At 65.3% G+C, this 18,684-nt stretch carries 20 protein-coding genes, 1 tRNA gene and 1 pseudogene; 16 read left to right on the top strand and 6 right to left on the bottom strand.

What is annotated here, in order from left to right:
• Positions 1-25: 25 nt before the first annotated feature.
• On the top strand, positions 26-658 hold the full coding sequence (locus tag AC3WMR_RS13295; protein ID WP_492265398.1) for an HD domain-containing protein: 633 nt from the start codon (positions 26-28) through the stop codon (positions 656-658).
• A 49-nt stretch (positions 659-707) separates the two neighbouring features.
• A complete protein-coding gene (locus AC3WMR_RS13290; RefSeq protein WP_492265397.1) occupies positions 708-1,925 on the top strand; it encodes a DUF1444 domain-containing protein in 1,218 nt (405 codons plus the stop codon).
• Positions 1,926-1,936: 11 nt separating this feature from the next.
• On the opposite strand, the gene aqpZ is transcribed toward AC3WMR_RS13290, so the two are convergent.
• A complete protein-coding gene (gene aqpZ, locus AC3WMR_RS13285; protein WP_492265396.1) occupies positions 1,937-2,647 on the bottom strand; it encodes an aquaporin Z in 711 nt (236 codons plus the stop codon).
• Positions 2,648-2,776: 129 nt separating this feature from the next.
• Between aqpZ and AC3WMR_RS13280 the strand changes: the two genes are divergently transcribed.
• Both AC3WMR_RS13280 and AC3WMR_RS13275 read left to right on the top strand, forming a co-directional pair.
• Positions 2,777-3,406, top strand: a complete 630-nt coding sequence (locus AC3WMR_RS13280; RefSeq protein WP_492265395.1) for a LysE family translocator — start codon at positions 2,777-2,779, stop codon at positions 3,404-3,406.
• Positions 3,407-3,554: 148 nt separating this feature from the next.
• Entirely contained in the window at positions 3,555-4,556 is a 1,002-nt protein-coding gene (locus tag AC3WMR_RS13275) for a Bug family tripartite tricarboxylate transporter substrate binding protein (protein WP_492265394.1), read from the top strand.
• Positions 4,557-4,589: 33 nt separating this feature from the next.
• On the opposite strand, the pseudogene AC3WMR_RS13270 reads toward AC3WMR_RS13275, so the two are convergent.
• A pseudogene (locus AC3WMR_RS13270) lies at positions 4,590-4,833 on the bottom strand (glycerol-3-phosphate responsive antiterminator); the annotation flags it as partial.
• A 262-nt stretch (positions 4,834-5,095) separates the two neighbouring features.
• On the opposite strand from AC3WMR_RS13270, the gene AC3WMR_RS13265 reads away from it, so the two are divergent.
• The 5 genes from AC3WMR_RS13265 to AC3WMR_RS13245 all read left to right on the top strand — a co-directional run bounded on the left by AC3WMR_RS13265 (position 5,096) and on the right by AC3WMR_RS13245 (position 7,754).
• Positions 5,096-5,452 carry a lysozyme inhibitor LprI family protein gene (locus AC3WMR_RS13265; protein WP_492265393.1) on the top strand — a complete coding sequence of 119 codons (357 nt, stop codon included), beginning with the start codon at positions 5,096-5,098 and terminating at the stop codon, positions 5,450-5,452.
• Between the two features lie 112 nt (positions 5,453-5,564).
• Positions 5,565-5,924, top strand: coding sequence for a hypothetical protein (locus AC3WMR_RS13260; protein WP_025135956.1), 360 nt, complete (start codon positions 5,565-5,567; stop codon positions 5,922-5,924).
• A 12-nt stretch (positions 5,925-5,936) separates the two neighbouring features.
• A complete protein-coding gene (locus AC3WMR_RS13255; protein WP_492265392.1) occupies positions 5,937-6,467 on the top strand; it encodes a hypothetical protein in 531 nt (176 codons plus the stop codon).
• Positions 6,468-6,549: 82 nt separating this feature from the next.
• The gene (locus AC3WMR_RS13250; RefSeq protein WP_492265391.1) at positions 6,550-7,140 is read left to right on the top strand and encodes a hypothetical protein; all 591 of its coding nucleotides are present in this window, start codon (positions 6,550-6,552) and stop codon (positions 7,138-7,140) included.
• Between the two features lie 5 nt (positions 7,141-7,145).
• Complete coding sequence (locus tag AC3WMR_RS13245) at positions 7,146-7,754, top strand: hypothetical protein (RefSeq protein WP_492265390.1); 609 nt, start codon at positions 7,146-7,148, stop codon at positions 7,752-7,754.
• 22 nt (positions 7,755-7,776) lie between these two features.
• On the opposite strand, the gene AC3WMR_RS13240 is transcribed toward AC3WMR_RS13245, so the two are convergent.
• Positions 7,777-8,049, bottom strand: coding sequence for a hypothetical protein (locus AC3WMR_RS13240; RefSeq protein ID WP_492265389.1), 273 nt, complete (start codon positions 8,047-8,049; stop codon positions 7,777-7,779).
• 155 nt (positions 8,050-8,204) lie between these two features.
• Here AC3WMR_RS13240 and AC3WMR_RS13235 point away from each other — a divergent pair, with 155 nt between their 5' ends.
• A complete protein-coding gene (locus tag AC3WMR_RS13235; RefSeq protein ID WP_492265388.1) occupies positions 8,205-8,417 on the top strand; it encodes a hypothetical protein in 213 nt (70 codons plus the stop codon).
• Here AC3WMR_RS13235 and AC3WMR_RS13230 read toward each other — a convergent pair.
• Positions 8,411-8,755 (bottom strand): hypothetical protein, encoded by a 345-nt coding sequence (locus AC3WMR_RS13230; RefSeq protein ID WP_492265387.1) that lies wholly within the window; start codon positions 8,753-8,755, stop codon positions 8,411-8,413. The two genes, AC3WMR_RS13235 and AC3WMR_RS13230, sit on opposite strands and share 7 nt — an antisense overlap.
• Positions 8,756-8,864: 109 nt before the next feature.
• The gene (locus AC3WMR_RS13225; protein WP_492265386.1) at positions 8,865-11,606 is read right to left on the bottom strand and encodes an autotransporter family protein; all 2,742 of its coding nucleotides are present in this window, start codon (positions 11,604-11,606) and stop codon (positions 8,865-8,867) included.
• A gap of 195 nt (positions 11,607-11,801) precedes the next feature.
• Here AC3WMR_RS13225 and AC3WMR_RS13220 point away from each other — a divergent pair, with 195 nt between their 5' ends.
• Positions 11,802-12,245, top strand: a complete 444-nt coding sequence (locus AC3WMR_RS13220) for a hypothetical protein (protein ID WP_492265385.1) — start codon at positions 11,802-11,804, stop codon at positions 12,243-12,245.
• A 267-nt stretch (positions 12,246-12,512) separates the two neighbouring features.
• Here AC3WMR_RS13220 and AC3WMR_RS13215 read toward each other — a convergent pair.
• Positions 12,513-12,599 (bottom strand) — tRNA-Leu (locus AC3WMR_RS13215).
• A gap of 45 nt (positions 12,600-12,644) precedes the next feature.
• On the opposite strand from AC3WMR_RS13215, the gene dapC reads away from it, so the two are divergent.
• From dapC to AC3WMR_RS13190, 5 genes are read left to right on the top strand one after another with little or no spacing between them, the layout of a single operon-like run.
• A complete protein-coding gene (gene dapC, locus AC3WMR_RS13210; RefSeq protein WP_492265384.1) occupies positions 12,645-13,841 on the top strand; it encodes a succinyldiaminopimelate transaminase in 1,197 nt (398 codons plus the stop codon).
• A gap of 26 nt (positions 13,842-13,867) precedes the next feature.
• The gene (gene dapD / locus AC3WMR_RS13205; protein WP_263910910.1) at positions 13,868-14,689 is read left to right on the top strand and encodes a 2,3,4,5-tetrahydropyridine-2,6-dicarboxylate N-succinyltransferase; all 822 of its coding nucleotides are present in this window, start codon (positions 13,868-13,870) and stop codon (positions 14,687-14,689) included.
• A 5-nt stretch (positions 14,690-14,694) separates the two neighbouring features.
• A complete protein-coding gene (gene dapE / locus AC3WMR_RS13200; RefSeq protein ID WP_175191953.1) occupies positions 14,695-15,834 on the top strand; it encodes a succinyl-diaminopimelate desuccinylase in 1,140 nt (379 codons plus the stop codon).
• A 10-nt stretch (positions 15,835-15,844) separates the two neighbouring features.
• Complete coding sequence (gene prmB / locus AC3WMR_RS13195) at positions 15,845-16,741, top strand: 50S ribosomal protein L3 N(5)-glutamine methyltransferase (RefSeq protein WP_492265383.1); 897 nt, start codon at positions 15,845-15,847, stop codon at positions 16,739-16,741.
• Positions 16,738-18,672 carry an ABC-F family ATP-binding cassette domain-containing protein gene (locus AC3WMR_RS13190; protein WP_492265382.1) on the top strand — a complete coding sequence of 645 codons (1,935 nt, stop codon included), beginning with the start codon at positions 16,738-16,740 and terminating at the stop codon, positions 18,670-18,672. The genes prmB and AC3WMR_RS13190 overlap by 4 nt, the downstream gene beginning before the upstream one ends.
• Positions 18,673-18,684 lie beyond the last annotated feature (12 nt).

Raw genomic sequence — 18,684 nt, 5'->3', positions numbered from 1 at the left:
TATCAGACTTACGACAACCTGATTCATGGACACCGACACCCTCCAGGGCCGGCTGGAGTTCCTCCGCCAGGCCGAAAGACTGAAAGACGTGCTGCGCAGCGCCCGCAGTTCGGGCGGCCGCCAGGAAAGCACCGCGGAACACACCTGGCGCCTGTGCCTGATGGCAATGATGCTGGAAGAGGGCCTGACGGGCCTGGATTTCGCCCGCATCCTCAAGCTGTGCGTCATCCACGACCTGGGCGAGGCCATCCATGGCGACGTGCCTGCCATCGAGCAGACGCCCGGGTCCGACAAGGGCGCCCAGGAACGCCAGGACCTGCTGGCCTTGGCCAGCCCGCTGGACGCCCCCGCCCGCGCTCAATTGCTGGCCTTGTGGGACGACTACGAGAATGCCGCCTCGCCCGAAGCCCGAGCGGTGAAAGCCATGGACAAGCTTGAGACCCTGCTGCAACATAACCAGGGCGCCAACGAGCCAGACTTCGACTACGCCTTCAACCTGGACTACGGCCGCAAATACACCGACGCCCTGCCGTTGTTCCGCGAATTGCGCCAATTGGTGGACGCTGACACCCAGGCCCGTATCCGCCAGCAGGCCGCCGCCCGCCCGGCCGACAACCCGGCAACACCCGCATCCCGCACCCACGGCGACGCAGCGTGACCGGGCGACGCCACGCCACCCGGCGCCGCGTCAACCACATGAGAAAAGCATGGGATTCCTAGACTCGCTGTTACGGCGCAAGCCAACGCAGGACCAGTTCGCCAAGCTTTTCATCGCCGCCGTGCGGCAACGCGGCTACAGCGGCGACCTGGCCTACAAGGCCGACGAATTCCGCCTGCTGCAGGGTGAAGGTTCGTACTTCAATCTGCACAACGCCTATCACGCCTACTGCAACGCCCCCGGCGGACAGCGACAAGGCGCCCTGCAAGGCTTCGTGTCCACCCTGCTCAGCAGCGGCCAGGCGGTGCCGCAATCGCTGGCCGAGGCCCGCCCGCTGCTACGGCCCGTGATCCGCAATCTGGGCGCGATCGAAGACGTACGCATGCATCATGTGCGCACCGATGGCAACGACGCCGATTTCCACCCCGCGCTGCGCCCTTTCGGCGACGACTGCGTCGTGTTGCTGGCGCTGGACCACCCCGAATCCATCTCGACGCTGACCAACGGCCCCGAAGCGGCGTGGGGCATCTCGTTCGACCAGGCGCTGGCGATTGCCATCGACAACCTGCGCGACTCGGCCGATGACTTCATGGAAGTGGCGCCAGGGGTCTACAGCGGCGGTTGGGAAGACGGCTACGACACCAGCCGCGCGCTGCTGCCCGACATGCTTGAGCGCGTGCCGGTGCGCGGCCGTCCGGTATTCATGATGCCCACCCGCGACCTGCTCCTGGTCAGCGGCGACAACGACGACGCCGGCCTGATGAAGATGGCTGAACTCTGTCAGCAGGTCGTGCCGCATGGCCGGCCGGTATCGCCACACATGTATCACTATACCGACGCGGGCATCGAACGCTATCAGCCCCCGCAAGACGCGACGCGCCGCCAGTTGAATCACCTGGCGCGCCTGTTGGCCAAGGGCGACTACGACGCCCAGAAGGAAACGCTGGACCGCATCCACGAAGAACAGGGCGTCGACATTTTTGTCGCCAACTACAACCTGTTCACGCAGAACGACGACGCCACGGCGTCTTTCTCGGTGGCTTCCTGGACGCGCGGCGTGGATACATCGCTACCCCAGGTCGACCGCCTGGCGCTGGTGCGCCCGGATGCCGACGACGAGATCGGCGAAGTCCGCGTGGTCGACTGGGAACAGGCGCTGACGGTGCTGTCGCCCTTGCTGGAACGGGAAGAGGTGTACCCGGTGCGCTACCGCACGCGAGGGTTCCCCAGCGACGCGCAGGTGATGCAGTTGCAGGCGCTGGACTGAGCGCCGATCCTCTACCCCTCGGTAGCCGGCTCACTCACCAGGCGATACGCCAGCGCGCCAATGATCGCGCCGGCAATCGGCGCGATCCAGAACAACCACAGTTGCTCCAGCGCCCAGCCCCCCACGAACAGCGCCGGGCCGGTGGAACGCGCCGGGTTCACCGACGTATTGGTGACGGGAATGCTGACCAGGTGGATCAGCGTCAAGGCCAGGCCGATGGGAATGGCGGCAAAGCCCGCCGGGGCGCGTTTGGCGGTGGCGCCCAGGATCACGAACAGAAAGCCTGCGGTCATGACGACCTCGGTCACCAGCGCCGCGCCCATCGAGTATTTGCCCGGCGAATACGCGCCGTAGCCGTTGGCGGCGAAGTGGCTGCCCTTCAGGTCGAATCCCAGCTTGCCGTCGGCAATGACCGCCAGTACCGCTGCCGCCGCGATGGCCCCCAGGACCTGCGCCACGATATAGGGCAGGATTTCCCGGGCGGGGAAACGGCCGCCCGCGACCAGGCCGACGGTGACCGCGGGATTGAAGTGGCCGCCCGAAATGTGCCCGACCGCAAAGGCCATCGTCAGCACCGTCAGGCCGAATGCCAGCGCCACGCCGGCGAAGCCGATGCCCAATTGCGGAAAGCCCGCCGCCAGAACGGCCGCGCCGCAACCGCCCAGCACCAGCCAGAACGTGCCGAAGAATTCCGCGCCGCAGCGCTTTGATAGTGAGTACACGATTCGCCCTCCAAGCTGAAAACTCGATGGTCGGCCAAAGCGGCGCCGGCAACTTCCAAGCAATGCAAATTCCTTTCGATTGTTGACATTGCTATGCTTGGCGCTGTTTTCCTACCCTCACCATGACCGATGGACGCCACCCCGCTATTGCTATATGTCGTCACCGTGAGCGCCGTCATGGTCAGCCCCGGCCCATCCATGCTGCTGGCGCTGAACAACGGCGCTTGCCACGGCATGCGCGTCGCAGGCTTTGGTATTGCGGGCGCGATGTTGTCTGATTTGCTGCTGATCGGCGCGGTGGGCTGCGGTTTGGGCGCGCTGCTGCAAGCATCGGAACAGTTGTTCAGCGTCGTCAAATGGGGCGGCGCGGCATACCTGCTGTATCTGGCCTGGGCCATCTGGCGTTCGCCGGCGCGTGCGTTGCAGGTCAATGCGGCGCAAGTGTCCGCCACCGGCAAGAAGGCCTTTCTGCGGGCCCTGTTCGTGGGCCTGTCAAACCCCAAGGGCATCTTGTTCTTCTCGGCTTTCCTGCCGCAATTCATTCAGCCGGCAGCACCGATTGCCCGCCAGTACGTGGCGCTGGCGCTGGTCAGCGCCGCCATCGACTGCGTGATGATGTGCCTGTATGCCTATGGCGGCCGCCACGCCATGCGCGCGTTTTCGGCCCGGGTGATGACCTGGGTCAACCGCGGTTGCGCCGGCATGCTGGCGTTGCTGGCGCTGGGCTTGAGCCTGTATCGGCGCAGCGAATTACGCTGAATTACCGACGTCAAAGGCCGTTTGACATGCTGTCAACCTGACCTCGCATTGTAAAAAACACGTCGCAAGACAAGAATCCAGGAACGAGCGCGACAGCGACGTGGCGATCCCGCCCCGCCGCCTCACGCGCCGATCCGGAGACATGCGCATGACCCAGGGCAACACCGTACGATCCCGCCGCCGCTGGCTGACGGGCAGCGCACTGGCCCTGCTGGCGCTGGCCGGCCCGCTGCACGCCGAGGCCGCGTGGCCCACGAAACCCATCCGCATCATCGTGCCCTACAACGCAGGCGGCGCCACCGACATCGTGGCGCGCATGGTGGCCGAACGCCTGTCGAACCGCCTAGGGCAGCCGGTGCTGGTGGAAAACCGCGGGGGGGCGTCGGGCATCATGGGCACCGATGCCGCAGCCAAGGCCGCGCCCGATGGCTATACGCTGACCGTGTCGCTCAGCTCTTCGCTGATGCAGAACCAGTTTCTGTACCACCACCTGCCTTACCAGACGCTGCGCGACTTCGTCCTGATTTCGCAAATTGCTATCGCGCCCGTGACGCTGGTGGCGCACCCCAGCGTACCGGCCAAGGACGGTCCAGCGTTGCTGGCATACGTTCGCGCCAATCCTGGCAAGGTGGCGTATGGTTCGTGGGGCGTCGGCTCGTACGGCCACCTGGGCCTGGCCTATCTCGATGCCTCGCAGCACGGCGACATGACCCATGTGGCCTACAAGGGCGAATCGGCCATGCTGCAGGACCTGATCGGCGGTCGCATCCAGCTGGCGTTCGCCAGCGCGCTGGGCACCAAGCCGTACATCGACAACGGCCGGCTCAAGCTCATCGGCGTCACCGGCGACAAGCGCATGGACGTGCTGCCCGATGCCCCCACGCTGGCCGAACAAGGCCTGCGCGAAGACGCCTATCGCCTGGTTGGCTGGGTGGCGCTGGCCGCGCCCAAGGACACGCCCGCGCCCATCGTCGCGCGCCTGGCCCGCGAAATGCACGATATGGTGCGCACGCCGCAGGTCCAGGCCCGGCTGATCGACATGGGCTTCATTCCCGCGGGTAGCTCGCCCACGGAATTTCTGGCGAGCTACCAGCAGGAATTGCCGGTCTGGAAGACGCTGGTGGAACAGTCCGGCGCGCGGCTGGACTGACGTCCGCCACAGCCGACCGAAGGCGCTGCGGCGCCATATGGGCCAGCATAGGCGCCAGCATGATCTGTACCAGGTTGGGGTCGCTCTGTTCCAGCGCCTTGACACTGCGCGGCCAGGTGGACCGGTCGGTCACGAACACCTTCTGCATCGTCACCATGCCGGCGCGGTTCGCGCGCTGGATAGTGGCGACGCGGGTGGACACCAGGCTGGCCACGCCGATATCCGCCAGGTAGTCGACGCCGCCCTTGTCCTGCGACAGGCCTTCGAAGCTGTCAAGTTGGCGGCGTCCCAGGCCTGCCGATACCACGTAGCCCGGTCCTCGACGGCGACTTCGCCGCGCAACGAAAAATACAGGCACGCGCCGTCCCCATACGCATGCGACTGGTGCGCCGACCCGGGTGTCAAGCAGAAGAAACACCAATCGGCGACAGGCGGTATGCTTGGCCTGCGCGCTGATTCGAGCGCGCGTTCCCCCTGTTCACCCCCCCTGGAATGCCCTTCGCGCCACCATGATCCGACACGCTTTCGCGCTGACTTTGATGTTGTCTCCCGCCCTGGCCCTGGCTGCCCCGCCAGACTACATGGACCAGTACGACCGCTGCCTGAAAGACGCCGGTGCCGTCAACAACGGCACCGTCGAAGCGTGCTCCAGCGCGGTCTCGTCCGCGGCCAAGCGCGAGATCAACGCCCAGTACGCCAAGATCCATGCGCGCCTGGCCACCGAGTTTCCGGACGACGCCGTCAAGCTCGAAGAAGCGCAGAAGGCCTGGCTGGTCTACCGCAACGGCCACTGCTCGCTGGCCGGCGCGCATGTCGGGTCGCCGATGTATGGCTACTGCCCGATGGTGCTGAACGCCACGCGCGCCAGCGAGCTGCGCGAACTGGCGGGCGATTAGTGCCGTCACGCGCGGCGCCCAGGCCGACGGCGGCGCGTCACCGGACGCTTGCCGGAACCCCGCGACATTGGTAACTTTGCTGCGTCCCCTCTTTCTTACAGGACTGCGCCCCATGACCATCGTCGTCTACGCCGCCAACGCCCGCGCGCTTTGGGAAACCATCCAGGCGGACATCGCGCCCATCGGCGCCAAGACCAGTACGGGCGGCAATACCTGGCGCAAGGACGATAGCGCCCGCGCCACCAAGATCTACCGCGCCACCCCTACCGGCCAGCACGACGAACGCGCCTACTTCGTCGGCACGGTACGCACCGGCCAGTTGATGCTGCTGGACCTGCTGCCCGGCACCGAGCCCTTGAACTGGTCATTGTTCGGCGCGCTGCACGGCCATATGTCCGGCATGCTGCTGGCCACCTACCCCGACGCCATCCTGTCGCTGAACCTGTTCCCCAACAAGCCGGCGCCTGAATAAGGACACCCCGTTTTGCTGTTGCTTTCCGTTTGTGTGCTGACGGCGCTGTCATTGGCCGCGTTGTTGTGGCGCATCTCGCGCCGTCCTGCCGGCAAGACGCCCGGCGATATCTTGCGAGGCGCGGCGGGCGGCGCCGGCCTGTTTGTCGCCCTGGGTCCGCCTGTGGGGGTTGGCGCTTTTGCGCTGCTGGTCACCGTCGCGGCCCTCGACCTGGACGCGCTGAAAAATCTGCCGATGATGATTTTCCTGGCGCCCTATTCCTACCTCTTCGGCGGGGTGCCGGCCTTGCTGTCCGGCATGGTGGCCGGCGCCTTTCGGCCGGCCCACGTGTCGCGGCGTTCGTACTGCTGGCCAGGTCTGCTGGGCGGGTTGTATGCCGTGATTTTCCAATTGGGATTCGGTTCACGCGACTACTCTTGGTCGGACCTGACGTCGCTGTTGCTCATGGGGGGATTGCCAGGGCTGGTCGGCGGCGTGGTGTGCGCCCGGGTGCTGTATGGCAAAGCGCCTGGCGCGGCCGCTCAACCCGCCCCACCCGCCTGACATGGACACCACGTCGTTCCTGTCCCGGCATTACAATTCCCGCCGATTGCATCGCACTCCGATCCTTCTCAGGAAGCCCCCAATGAAGATCTCACTGCCCCATCTGCTGGCCGCCCTGGCCGCAAGCCTGTGCGCCGCGACGGCCTTGGCCGCTTCAACTGGCGATAACGCCGCCACCATCGCCCAAGCCCAACTCACGCGAATGACGCCCGCCTCGAAGATCGAGTGCCGCGCCGACGGCTACGGCGGTGCGACCTGCACCGCGGATGGCTTTTCCGTGAACTTCGGCAACTGCGGCGAAGGCGCCGCGTTCGGCTCGATCGCGGCCGATGGCGGCCTGGACCTGAACGACCGCATCGACGGCGAAGGCAAATCCGTGGCCCACGTGCAGGATCGCCAATTCGTCTGCATCCCCGCCATGGCGCGCAAGGGCGAGACCCAGCGCCACTACGTCGTCGTCGTGCCCACCGCCAGCGTGCCGGAATGCCGCGGCAACAATCTGTGCAAGGACGCCGACCTGCCGGTGCAATGGAAGGCCGCCAAAAGCGGCCAGGCCTGCCAGCGCAGCAAGGACGGCGACTACACCGGCGACTGCGCCGCGGGCTGGGTCGACGTGGGCCAGATCGACCAATACGACACGCTGGCGCCGATGCCGGCCAAGTCCGCCAAGTGAACGCCATGAAGCGCGTTGGCGCCTTCACCGGCCTGCCCTTGGCCGCAGGTTTCGCGTTGATCTCGGGGCTGGCCCAGTCGGCATACGCCGCCGCCACGCCCGACGTGGCCGTCCAGCCCAACCCCGACACCCCACGACGCCTCGCCATCCTTGCCACGGTCGACAGCGCGCCGGGTCCATTCGACAGCGTCGACGGCCACGCCGACTACCGTGTCAATAATGCCGCCTGCGCGCCGCTGACGCCCGTGACGGGCGCGACCGTCGTGCCGGAACAGCGCGTGCCGGTCACGTTTGAACGACAAGAAGACGGCACCTTCCGCACCGAGGTCGTTCTGAATCCCTTCCGCGACGAAGATTATTTCGGCCAAGGTGTCTGCCATTGGGCGCTGGTGGGCATAGTCGCCGACTTTCATCACGACCTGGTGGATTTCAGCCCCGCGATCGGCCTGGCCGACAGCCAAAGCCCCCGCACGATCGTGAAGCATTTCTCGAACAAGTCGTATGCCGCCAGCGACAGCGCGCGGATCGACATCGGCGCCGACAGCCCATCCGCCTACAAGGACCCGCAAGCCACCTTCGCCATTCGGCTCCGGGCAGAACCGGTCACGCGTTAAGGCTTGCTGCGGGCAGCCGGGATCAGTTACCGGCCGCGCGGCGCAGCCGCTCCATTTCCGCGCGGTTCAAGCGCTTGGCTTCCGCTTCGGCGTAGTCGCGCTCGCCCGGCTCGTATTTGCCGTCGTACAGACAGCTGGTGACACGGCACTCCAGCGACACGCGCGACGCGGGCGTACCAGAGACCGAACCGGGATTGGGGGAAGACCAGGGCGACGGGGTTGATGAAGAACAGCCGGACACCAGGGCGGCGCACAACAGCAGGACGCTGCCGCGGCAAAGCGTTTGAATCGACATTTACCCTCGCTGGAAAAACAGGCTTGACCCGTCTTTATAGCAAGCCTGGATGGCGGATAAAAGGTGCCTTTACCCGAGAACCGCCGCTTGGGAGAAAATGGGGGCCCAGCACCCTTTTCCCAAAATGACGTGGCATTCCCCAGGCGCGGGCAACCATGAGAGTTTTGCTTTATTGGGTACTGATGGCTATTGCAGTGGTTTGTCTGATGCTCGCCATTAGCGATCTGGTCAAGATCACCCGCAACCGCTTCAAAAATCACGGGCATCCCTTCCCCAAAGAAGCGGTGTATTGCCACAGGTTCCAGACCCTTATCTCGATGAGCATCCTGGTGGCGGCGCTCGTTCTGGTGTTCTTGCGCCACTACTGACTTGCCACAGTCTTTCTGCGCTTCTTTCCATGGCGACGTGAGAACCAGAACGAGAGTATCCCCGCCACGATCACGGCCGGCAGTATCCCCGAGCTGATTTCCCCGGCAAGCCCCCCGCGGGCGTAGGCAAGCTCCAGGTCTTCGCTGGGTTGGAATAGCTCGAAATACCCCAGCAGGCCGACCGGGATCGCGACCATGGCAATCAGCAAAGTCCAGAAAGCGACTCGCGCGCCGTTCATCTGCGGCGCTCGCGCAGCTGAATTGACCGCTTTGCCGATCATCATCAAGACGGCCAGCGTGAGGAAACTGCAAAGGACAAAAACGGACGCGGCGCTCATGCGGTGAGACCTCGATAAAGTGGGGATCAATGTGCCGACGGCGGCTTGCATCGGTCCGCTGGCCAGCCTCCACCTTATCCGATACTGCAAATAAAGCCAGTTTGGCTATCTAGAACGCGATCCTTAAACCCGCCGTTGCGGTCACGACGTAACTGCCCGAGAAATCGGCGTCGGCGCCCACCTCGCCATAGAGCGCGTAGCGTTCGTTCCAACCGAAGTTGGCCCCCACCCCCATGCCGCCCCACGTACGCCCCATCCGGCTGCTGACCGGCACGCTCGATACCTGCACCCGGGTTCCGTCCAGGAATTCACGTTTCACATTGACCACGCCATAGACACTGGCCTGGCGCGCTTTTCCGCTGGCGTCATGCCAGTTACGCTGGTAGTCCAGCGCCACGCCCAGACGGCCCTGCAGGCTGTCTCCCTTGTCGCTTTCAACCCGTGCGTCGAATCTGTCGTTGAAGCGGCTGAAGTGGGTGGACACGTAACTCAGCTGGGCCTGCGGGATGAGCGCGAGCCCTTCCTTCAGTGCGAACGGCTTGCCCGCTTCGACGCTGAGCCCATAGCTGCGCGCATTCTGGCCGTCACGCAGCTTGCCCGCCAGACGAGAATTCAGGTCGCTGTTGAACCATGTCGCCTGGGCCTGGGTGTCGACGTACGTACCGTCGTTGCCGTACCAGGTCAACGTCGGGCCCAGACCGTAGGCCGTGGTGTCGATGCTGCCATCGCCATAGCGCGACGACACATGGGTCTTGGCCGTGCCGTAGTGCAGATTGAACCCGCCGACCAGACGCGAACCGCCTTGCTCGCCGGACAGTATCCGGTCAACGCCGAACTGCGCCTTCCAGCTGTCGGTATTCTGGTGCTGGCCCGTGCTGGACACCGAGGGACTGGCGCGGCTGGTCGTGCTTTCCACCCGGCCCCACACGCCATTGCGCCCCGTGTCCGCCGCATCGTAGAGGCGATTGCCGACGCGCTGACGCAAGGTGGGCAGCTGGCTCAACGACAGCAATGTGTTGGCATAGGCTTCGTACACCGGCACGCCGGGTTGGTACATGGAAGGACCCGGCGCGCCGGAGGGGCCATTGCCGCCTTCCGGTGCGCCAACGCCCGGCACGCCGGCTTCGGGTGCGCCAACTTGCGTCAATGACGAACGCAAATACCAATTGCCGTTGGCCGGGTCCTTCTGCAACACATAGCCGTAGGCCCCGGCCACCAACGCCGGCTGGCCGGCGATGACGTAGTCGCCATTGGCCAGATTGAACTGCCCCGCCGACAGGCCATTGACCTGCACCACCTGTATGCCGCGCTGGGTCAGCGCGCCCTCGCCTCCGACGTTGGTTACGGTCACGGGGGTCGTACCGAACGTACCCCCGGTGATGACCAATCGATCCGTCGGCGAGTTGTCATCGCCCAGCTTCGTCCTGATTTCAAGGTTGCCGCCCTGGGCGCCATAGTCGCCGGCAATCGTCAGCGTGCCGAAGCCGCTGCGCGGGCCCGGCGCGATCGTGCCACGGTTGCCGGTGGCGCCGACCTGGCCCGTACCGGTCAGCCGCGCGCCGGCCAGAACATTCATCGAGCCCCCCAGTACGCCGTCGACTTGCAGCGTTCCTGCACGAACCTCGGTGTTACCCGTGAATGCCGTGCTGATGCCGGTCAGCGTCAACGTGCCCGCGCCCAGCTTCGTCAAGCTGGATGCGCCGGAAAACGCGGTGCCTACGCCGACCTCATGCGTATTCGTATCGAACCAGGCGCCACCGGCGCCCACGGCCTGCGTGGCAAAGCCGCTTAGAAAATCGGATTCGTCGCGATTCGCACGCAGGATGCCGCCGTTCAGATTCAGGGTGACGTTGCCCGCCCCTTTGACGACGGCGCCCGTTTCCAGCACGCCGCGGCCGCTGGCATCGCCGTTCAGGTTCAGCGTGCCCGTGGCCGTGGCCGTGCGGGCTATCCAGGTGTCGAAACCCGTCCGCACCCAGCCGCCCTTCTCGATGTTCAGCGTACCGTCGCCGCTCTGACCGACGTCGATGCCGTCGCTTGCGCTGAGCGAGGACGTATCGGCGGTCGCGCTGGATACCGTCACCGTGCCGACGCTGCCGCCACTCAAGCCGATGTAAATGCTTGCGGCAGACGTGGGGCCCGCCGGACCGACCGTGCTGACCTCGGCGCCATCCTGAACCCGCAGTTCACCGGTGCCGCCCAGGCCCACATAGATATTGCCGACCGGGTCCCAGACCGTTCGCGCACCGGCGACCGTGACATGCCCTTCGCCACTGCCCAGGCCGATGCTGGCCTGTCCGCTGTGCACGACGGCCCCGTCGTTGATCAGGAGCGTTCCGCGGCCATCGCGGCCGATCTGGAATGCCGTAGCCGTGGAAAGCGTCAGTGTCGACCCCGCCCCCGAGACCGTCACGGCCCCCACGCTGCCGCTCTCGTCGCCGATGATGGCCGAGTCACTGTTTACCGCGCCACCGCCCAGCACATTGAGCGCGCCGTTGCTGCCCGATTCCACCCCAATGCGCATCGTGCCGGCGTTCGTCCAGGTCGAGGCCTGGCCGCTGCCATCGCTGCCCGACACGGTCACCGTGCCCGCGCTGCCCGTCTGGTTGCCGATGTAGGCGTCGCTGTTGTCGACCGTTGCGCCCGAGTCGATGGTGAGTGAGCCAGCCGCGGTATTTCCCACGATCAGGTCCGCGCCGACAGACCAGGTGGGCGTCTGGACCGAGCCTGGCGTGATTTGGCCGGTGCCTGTCACGGATTGAGCGTTCGTCGGACTCATGCCGTCGATGGCACAGACCAGCGTGACGGCTGCTATTGAATGACGTACCAGGTCGGAGTTTGTGCGTGCCATAGCTGCCTTTGAAACCGAGCGCGAAATGCGGGGCTATGAGTAAATACGGCTTGTGGGGCGGTTTCTTAAGCAGGGATATTCCCAACGTTGCCCTGCAATGCGATTGCCGGGCGGTCTACCCAGTGCCGTGCGGTTGCCGCAAAGTGGGTCATCGCCCCGTCACCCGACGCTGATAGCGTCGACGGCTTTCCGACCTTGACGGCGATGACCTTGATTGCTGAAGCTCTGGATGCCTATTTCGCTTTGGTGTATTGGAATGCGGCACTGGACATGCATCAGAAAAACGGTAACGCGTTCTGCGAAGCCTGCACCGCCGAAAACGAAACCTGGGATCTCGATATCCTGGCTTTCTATAACCAAAGCATATCCACATGGGAATGGATATGCAGCATTCTGCATGGCCTGCATATCGCCGAGCCGGTGAAAGACCCGATTTCCGGCTATCCCAACTACTCGTTATTCCGGCTCAATTGCCAGCCCCATGAAGCCGCGGCTGTAGCCGCCAGGCACTGGCACAACGCGCCGAAACTGGACGAACTGATCGATTGCTTCGTGTACGTGAAAAGCATGCCTCGACTGCCGAGTGATATGGCGAGGAATAGCGTGTCAGGCTGCGGTTTACGCGCAATATGGTGCTGACTACTTTTTTTCAACCAAACAAAGCGCCAGGGGAGAATACGACATGACTCTATTCGGCGTTTTTGTTCTAGTCCACGGCATCGTTTTGCTTCCTTTCCTGCTGTAGTCCCCGCCCTAAGCCAGCTCCGCCCAAAGCAAAAACCCCCAAGGCATTCCTGCCAAGGGGGTTTCCGCGCTGCAACCCGGCCTGAAAGCCAGTTGCAACAGTCTTGCAGACACTGCCCGCCCGGGGTGCCACCCGGGCCAAAACAGCATCTAATAGGGGTTTGGTGCGAAGGAGGGGACTCGAACCCCTACACCTGTTACGGCGTCAGGACCTAAACCTGGTGCGTCTACCAATTTCGCCACCTTCGCAAAGCCAAGCCCGCTATTGTAGCTTGCTTGTTAAAATCTTGCGTCATGAATCCGCGCCTCGATGCTTTACACCCCTACCCGTTCGAAAAATTGCGGGCTTTGCTGGCCTCGGCCAGCTCGCAACCGGACGGCCTGACGCCCATCAACCTGTCGATTGGCGAGCCCAAGCACGCCGCGCCGGAGCGCGTCGGGCAGGCCATCCGCGACCACCTGGGCGGGCTGTCGGTGTACCCGTCCACCAAGGGAGATCCGGCCTTGCGCCGGGCGATTTCCGAGTGGCTGGCGCGGCGCTACAGCATTCCGGCGCCCGACGCCGACACCCAGGTGCTGCCGGCGCTGGGCTCGCGCGAAGCGCTGTTCGCCTTTACCCAGACGGTGATCGACCCGTCGGCCGGGTCGGTAGTGATCTGCCCCAACCCCTTCTACCAGATCTACGAGGGCGCGACGCTGCTGGCCGGCGGCACGCCCTACTACGTCAACGCGGACGCGCTGCGCAATTTCGCCTGCGACTGGAACCAGGTGCCGGACGCGGTCTGGAAAAAGACACGGCTGGTGTTCGTGTGCTCGCCGGGCAACCCGGCAGGCAACGTCATGACGCTGGACGAATGGGAAGACCTGTTCGCCCTGTCGGACCGCCATGGCTTCGTGATCGCGTCGGACGAGTGCTATTCCGAGATCTACCTGGACGAAGGCAATCCGCCGCTGGGCGGTCTGCAGGCGGCGCGCCGCCTGGGCCGTAACGACTACCGCAACCTGGTGGCGTTCTCCAGCCTGTCCAAGCGGTCCAATGTGCCGGGGTTGCGGTCGGGGTTCGTGGCGGGCGACGCCACGCTGATCGGCCGCTTCCTGCTGTATCGCACGTATCATGGCAGCGCCATGAGCCCGATCGTGTCGGCCGCGAGTATCGCGGCGTGGACGGACGAAGCCCACGTCAAGGACAACCGGCGCCTGTATCGGGAAAAATTCGAGGCCGTGCTGCCCATCCTGCAAAACGTGCTGGACGTGTCCCGGCCGCAGGCGTCTTTCTACCTGTGGGCGGCCACGCCGGGGTCCGATACGGCGTTTGCCCGCGACCTTTATGGCCGCACCGGTGTTACCGTGCTGCCGGGCAGCTACCTGGCCCGCGACGCGCATGGCGTGAATCCCGGCCAGGGCCGCATCCGGCTGGCCCTGGTGGCGCCGCTGGCCGATTGCGTGCAGGCGGCCGAACGCATTGCCCATTTTGTACATACTTCTGTTTGATCAACCTTTGAAAAGCTGACCCCGTTATGACTCTCGACCTGCAGACCACCATCGAAAAAGCCTGGGACGACCGGGCCAACCTGTCGTTCGGCGATGCCTGCGCCGAAGTGCGCGAAGCCGTCGAGCACACCATTGACGGTCTGGACCTGGGCCGCCTGCGCGTGGCCGAAAAAATCAACGACGACTGGGTCGTGCACCAGTGGATCAAGAAGGCCGTGCTGCTGTCGTTCCGCCTGTACGACAACGCCATCATGGGCCAGGCCCCGCTGCAGTTCTACGACAAGGTGCCGCTCAAGTTCTCGGAATACGGCGACAACGCGTTCAAGCAAGGCGGCTACCGCGTGGTGCCGCCCGCCGTGGCCCGCCGCGGCGCGTTCCTGGGCCGCAACGTGGTGCTGATGCCGTCCTACGTCAACATCGGCGCCTACGTCGATGAAGGCACGATGGTCGACACCTGGGCCACCGTCGGTTCGTGCGCCCAGATCGGCAAGAACGTCCACCTGTCCGGCGGCGTCGGCATCGGCGGCGTGCTCGAGCCGCTGCAAGCCAACCCCACCATCATCGAAGACAACTGCTTCATCGGCGCCCGTTCGGAAGTCGTGGAAGGCGTGATCGTCGAAGAGAACTCGGTGCTGGCCATGGGCGTGTACCTGTCGCAAAGCACCAAGATCTATGACCGCGCCACGGGCAAGATCACCTACGGCCGCGTGCCGTCGGGTTCGGTGGTGGTGCCGGGCTCGCTGCCGTCGGCCGACGGTTCGCACAGCCTGGCCTGCGCCGTGATCGTCAAGCGTGTCGACGCGCAAACCCGCGCCAAGACCAGCATCAATGATCTGCTGAGGGCCTAAGCCAAATGTCGGGCTCCGTTGTTCTGGATCTGGTCAAGGACCTGATCTCGCGCCCGTCGGTCACCCCGGCGGACGCGGACTGCCAGGCGACGCTGGCTGCGCGCCTGGCGCGCATCGGCTTCACCTGCGAAACCATCGCCCAGGGCGGTGTCACCAACCTGTGGGCGCGCCGCGGCACGACCGCGCCGCTGGCCGTCTTTGCCGGCCATACCGACGTGGTGCCGCCGGGCCCGCGCGAGAAGTGGGAAAGCGATCCGTTCGTGCCCACCGAGCGCGACGGCTACCTGTACGGCCGCGGCACGGCCGACATGAAAAGCTCGATTGCTGCCTTCGTGGTGGCGGCCGAGGAATTCGTGGCGGCCAACCCGCAGCACGGCGGTTCGATCGCCCTGCTGATCACCTCCGACGAGGAAGGCCCGTCGATCGACGGCACGGCCATCGTCTGCGACGCGCTCAAGGCGCGTGGCGAACAGATGGACTACTGCATCGTCGGCGAACCCACCTCGGGCGACGTACTGGGCGATACCTGCAAGAACGGCCGCCGCGGCTCGCTGTCGGGCACGCTGACGGTCAAGGGTATCCAGGGCCACGTGGCCTACCCCCACCTGGCCCGCAACCCGGTGCACCAGCTGGCGCCGGCGCTGGCCGACATCGTCAAGATCGAATGGGACCAGGGCAACGAGTATTTCCCGCCGACCACGTTCCAGGTGTCCAACCTGAACTCGGGTACGGGCGCCACCAACGTGGTGCCGGGCGATGCCGTAGCGCTGTTCAACTTCCGCTTTTCCACTGCCAGCACGCCGGAAAGCCTGCAGGCGCGGGTGCACGAAGTCCTGGACCGGCACGGCCTGGAATACACGCTGGATTGGGACCTGGGCGGCGAGCCCTTCCTGACCCCGCGCGGTTCCCTGACCGATGCGCTGGTCAAGGCGATCCGCGACGAAACCGGCGTGACGGCCGAGCTGTCCACCACGGGCGGCACGTCCGACGGCCGCTTCATCGCCAAGATCTGTCCGCAGGTCATCGAGTTCGGCCCTTGCAACGCCACGATCCACAAGGTCAATGAGCGTATCGAGCTGGCCTCGCTGGACCCGCTTAAAAACATCTATCGGCGCACGCTGGAAAACCTCCTGCCCGCCAAGTAAAAAGCCCCTCATGTATCAATCCGCCCGCCAAGAACTGCTGACCGTGCGCGACCTGATCCGCTACGGCGTATCACGCCTGAACGCCGCCGAGGTGGCGCTGGGTCACGGTAGCGACAACGCCTGGGACGAGGCGGTCTACCTGGTCCTGCACGCCCTGCACTTGCCGCTGGACACGCTGGAGCCCTTCCTGGATGCCCGCGTGCTGACCGAAGAGCGCAGCCGCGTGCTGGACCTGATCGACCGCCGCGTGACCGAGCGCGTGCCGGCTGCCTACCTCACCAACGAGGCCTGGCTGCGCGGGCATCGCTTCTACGTGGACAAGCGCGTCATCGTGCCGCGCTCGCCCATCGCAGAGCTGCTGGACGAAGGCCTGTCGCCCTGGGTGCAGGACGCACAGGCCGTCGACAACGTACTGGACATGTGCACGGGATCGGGCTGCCTGGCGATTCTGTCGGCGATGGCCTTCCCGTATGCCCACGTGGACGCCGTTGACGTGTCGACGGACGCGCTGGACGTGGCCCGCCGCAACGTCGACGACTACGGCCTGGCCGACCGGCTGGAACTGCACCAGAGCAACCTCTTCGACAGCCTGCCCGAGCGCCAGTACGACGTGATCGTGTGCAATCCGCCCTATGTGAACAGCGGTTCCATGGACGTGCTGCCGCAGGAATACCGCCACGAGCCCCACTTGGCGCTTGCCGGCGGCACCGACGGCATGGACCTGGTGCGGCGCATTCTGGAAGCCGCGCCGCGCTTTCTGACGCAAGACGGCGTGCTGGTGCTGGAAATCGGCCACGAGCGTGATTTCTTCGAAGCCGCCTTCCCCGAACTGTCGCCGGTGTGGCTGGATACGGCAGAGGCATCCGACCAGCTCCTGCTCTTGACCCGCGAGCAGTTGACGACGTGATACGCGCTACTGGATTGACCCTGCGCCGCGGCACGAAGGTGCTGCTGGACGACGCTGAATTCGTGGTGCATCCCGGCGAGCGCGTCGGCATCGTGGGCAAGAACGGCGCCGGCAAGTCGTCGCTGTTCGCCCTGTTGACCGGCTCGCTGGACCTGGACGCCGGCAATCTGGCGGTGCCCGCCGGCTGGCGCATTGCCAGTGTCGAACAGGAACTGCACGCTGACGACCGCCCTGCCCGCGAATTCGTCATCGACGGCGACACGGGGCTGCGCGCGCTGCAAGCGCGCCGCGCCGAGCTGACCGACGACCAGGGCACGCAGATTGCCGAGGTCGAGGCCGCCCTGGTCGAGGCCGGCGCCTGGAGCGCCGCGTCCCGCGCGGAACAGCTCCTGGCTGGCCTGGGCTTCAAGCCAGCCGAGTGGACCCAGCCCGTGGCAAGCTTTTCCGGCGGCTGGCGCATGCGCCTGGCGCTGGCGCGCGCACTGATGGCGCCGTCCGAATTGCTGCTGCTGGACGAACCCACCAACCACTTGGACCTGGACGCGATGCTGTGGCTGGAGAAATGGCTGGGCGCCTATCCGGGCACTGTCATGCTGATCTCCCACGACACCGAGTTCCTGGACGCAGTGGCCAAGTCCATCCTGCATTTCGACCATGCCAAGCTGGTGCGCTACCGCGGCGGCTACGGTGATTTCCTGACGCAACGCGCCGAGCGCCTGCGCCAGACCAACATCGCCTACGAACGCCAGACCCGCGAAACCGCCCGCCTGCAAGGCTTCATCGACCGCTTCAAGGCCAAGGCGTCCAAGGCCAAGCAGGCGCAAAGCCGGGTCAAGGCGCTGGCCCGCATGCAGGTGCTGGCGCCGCTGCAGGCCGAAGCCGGGATCGACATCCGCATCCCGTCGCCCGATCAGGTTCCCGATCCCCTGTTGACGCTGGAACACCTGTCCGCAGGCTATACCGATGCGGCGGGCAACGCCGTGCCGATCCTGCGCGACGTGACGTTGATGGTGCGCGCGGGCAGCCGCGTGGGCGTGCTAGGCGCCAACGGCGCCGGCAAGAGCACGCTGATCAAGACGCTGGCCGAAGAACTGCCGGTGCAGGCCGGCGAACGCCGCGCCTCGCGCGGCCTGGCCATCGGCTACTTCCACCAGCACCAGCTCGACATGCTGGACCTGGACAGCACGCCGCTGGCGCATCTGGCGCGCCTGGCGCCGGAAACGCGCGAGCAGGAACTGCGTAATTACCTGGGCGGCTTCGGCTTCTCGGGCGATACGGTCAACAGCAAGGTCGGTCCGATGTCGGGCGGCGAAAAGGCGCGCCTGGCGCTGTCCTTGATCGTCTGGCAAAAGCCCAACCTGCTGCTGCTGGACGAACCCAGCAACCACTTGGACGTGGAAACGCGCGAGGCCCTGGCTGCCGCGCTGGCCGAATTCGGCGGCAGCATGCTGCTGGTTTCGCACGACCGGCACCTGCTGCGCACGACGGTGGACAGCTTCTGGATCGTGGCCGACGGCGCCGTGAGCGAATTCGACGGCGACCTGGAAGACTATCGGGACTGGCTGGCCGCCCGCAACGCTGGTGAACGCGCTGAAGCGGCCCGCGAAAACGCCGAAAACGGCGAGCCCGTGGTCGACCGCAAGGCGCAGCGCCGGGCCGAGGCCGAACAGCGCCAACGTCTGTCGGCCCTGCGCAAGCCGCTGGAAGCCAAGCTGGCCAAGGTGGAATCCGAAATGGAAAAGCTGCGTGCCAAGTTGCAGGCGCTGGACGGCGTCATTGCCGACCCGGACCTGTATTCCGACGCGCGCCGCAGCGAACGTCAGAAGGTCATGGCCGAACACGGCGAACACGGCAAGCGCATGGAAACGCTGGAAGAACAGTGGCTTGAACTGCAGGGTTCGCTGGAAGAAATCGACCAGAGCGAAGCGTGACCACAGCGGGCG

Source organism: Achromobacter sp. FW305-C-28 (genome assembly GCF_058783235.1).
The sequence above is the reverse complement of the archived record's forward strand: the minus strand, read 5'-3'. Positions and strand labels throughout refer to the sequence as shown.

What these genes read in the sequence shown, in the direction of transcription:
- AC3WMR_RS13295 (WP_492265398.1), top strand. Translation starts at nt 26, where the DNA reads ATGGACACCGACACCCTCCAGGGCCGGCTGGAGTTCCTCCGCCAGGCC.
- AC3WMR_RS13290 (WP_492265397.1), top strand. Translation starts at nt 708, where the DNA reads ATGGGATTCCTAGACTCGCTGTTACGGCGCAAGCCAACGCAGGACCAG.
- AC3WMR_RS13280 (WP_492265395.1), top strand. Translation starts at nt 2,777, where the DNA reads ATGGACGCCACCCCGCTATTGCTATATGTCGTCACCGTGAGCGCCGTC.
- AC3WMR_RS13275 (WP_492265394.1), top strand. Translation starts at nt 3,555, where the DNA reads ATGACCCAGGGCAACACCGTACGATCCCGCCGCCGCTGGCTGACGGGC.
- AC3WMR_RS13265 (WP_492265393.1), top strand. Translation starts at nt 5,096, where the DNA reads ATGTTGTCTCCCGCCCTGGCCCTGGCTGCCCCGCCAGACTACATGGAC.
- AC3WMR_RS13260 (WP_025135956.1), top strand. Translation starts at nt 5,565, where the DNA reads ATGACCATCGTCGTCTACGCCGCCAACGCCCGCGCGCTTTGGGAAACC.
- AC3WMR_RS13250 (WP_492265391.1), top strand. Translation starts at nt 6,550, where the DNA reads ATGAAGATCTCACTGCCCCATCTGCTGGCCGCCCTGGCCGCAAGCCTG.
- AC3WMR_RS13245 (WP_492265390.1), top strand. Translation starts at nt 7,146, where the DNA reads ATGAAGCGCGTTGGCGCCTTCACCGGCCTGCCCTTGGCCGCAGGTTTC.
- AC3WMR_RS13240 (WP_492265389.1), bottom strand. Translation starts at nt 8,049, where the DNA reads ATGTCGATTCAAACGCTTTGCCGCGGCAGCGTCCTGCTGTTGTGCGCC.
- AC3WMR_RS13235 (WP_492265388.1), top strand. Translation starts at nt 8,205, where the DNA reads ATGAGAGTTTTGCTTTATTGGGTACTGATGGCTATTGCAGTGGTTTGT.
- AC3WMR_RS13230 (WP_492265387.1), bottom strand. Translation starts at nt 8,755, where the DNA reads ATGAGCGCCGCGTCCGTTTTTGTCCTTTGCAGTTTCCTCACGCTGGCC.
- AC3WMR_RS13225 (WP_492265386.1), bottom strand. Translation starts at nt 11,606, where the DNA reads ATGGCACGCACAAACTCCGACCTGGTACGTCATTCAATAGCAGCCGTC.
- dapC (WP_492265384.1), top strand. Translation starts at nt 12,645, where the DNA reads ATGAATCCGCGCCTCGATGCTTTACACCCCTACCCGTTCGAAAAATTG.
- dapD (WP_263910910.1), top strand. Translation starts at nt 13,868, where the DNA reads ATGACTCTCGACCTGCAGACCACCATCGAAAAAGCCTGGGACGACCGG.
- dapE (WP_175191953.1), top strand. Translation starts at nt 14,695, where the DNA reads ATGTCGGGCTCCGTTGTTCTGGATCTGGTCAAGGACCTGATCTCGCGC.
- prmB (WP_492265383.1), top strand. Translation starts at nt 15,845, where the DNA reads ATGTATCAATCCGCCCGCCAAGAACTGCTGACCGTGCGCGACCTGATC.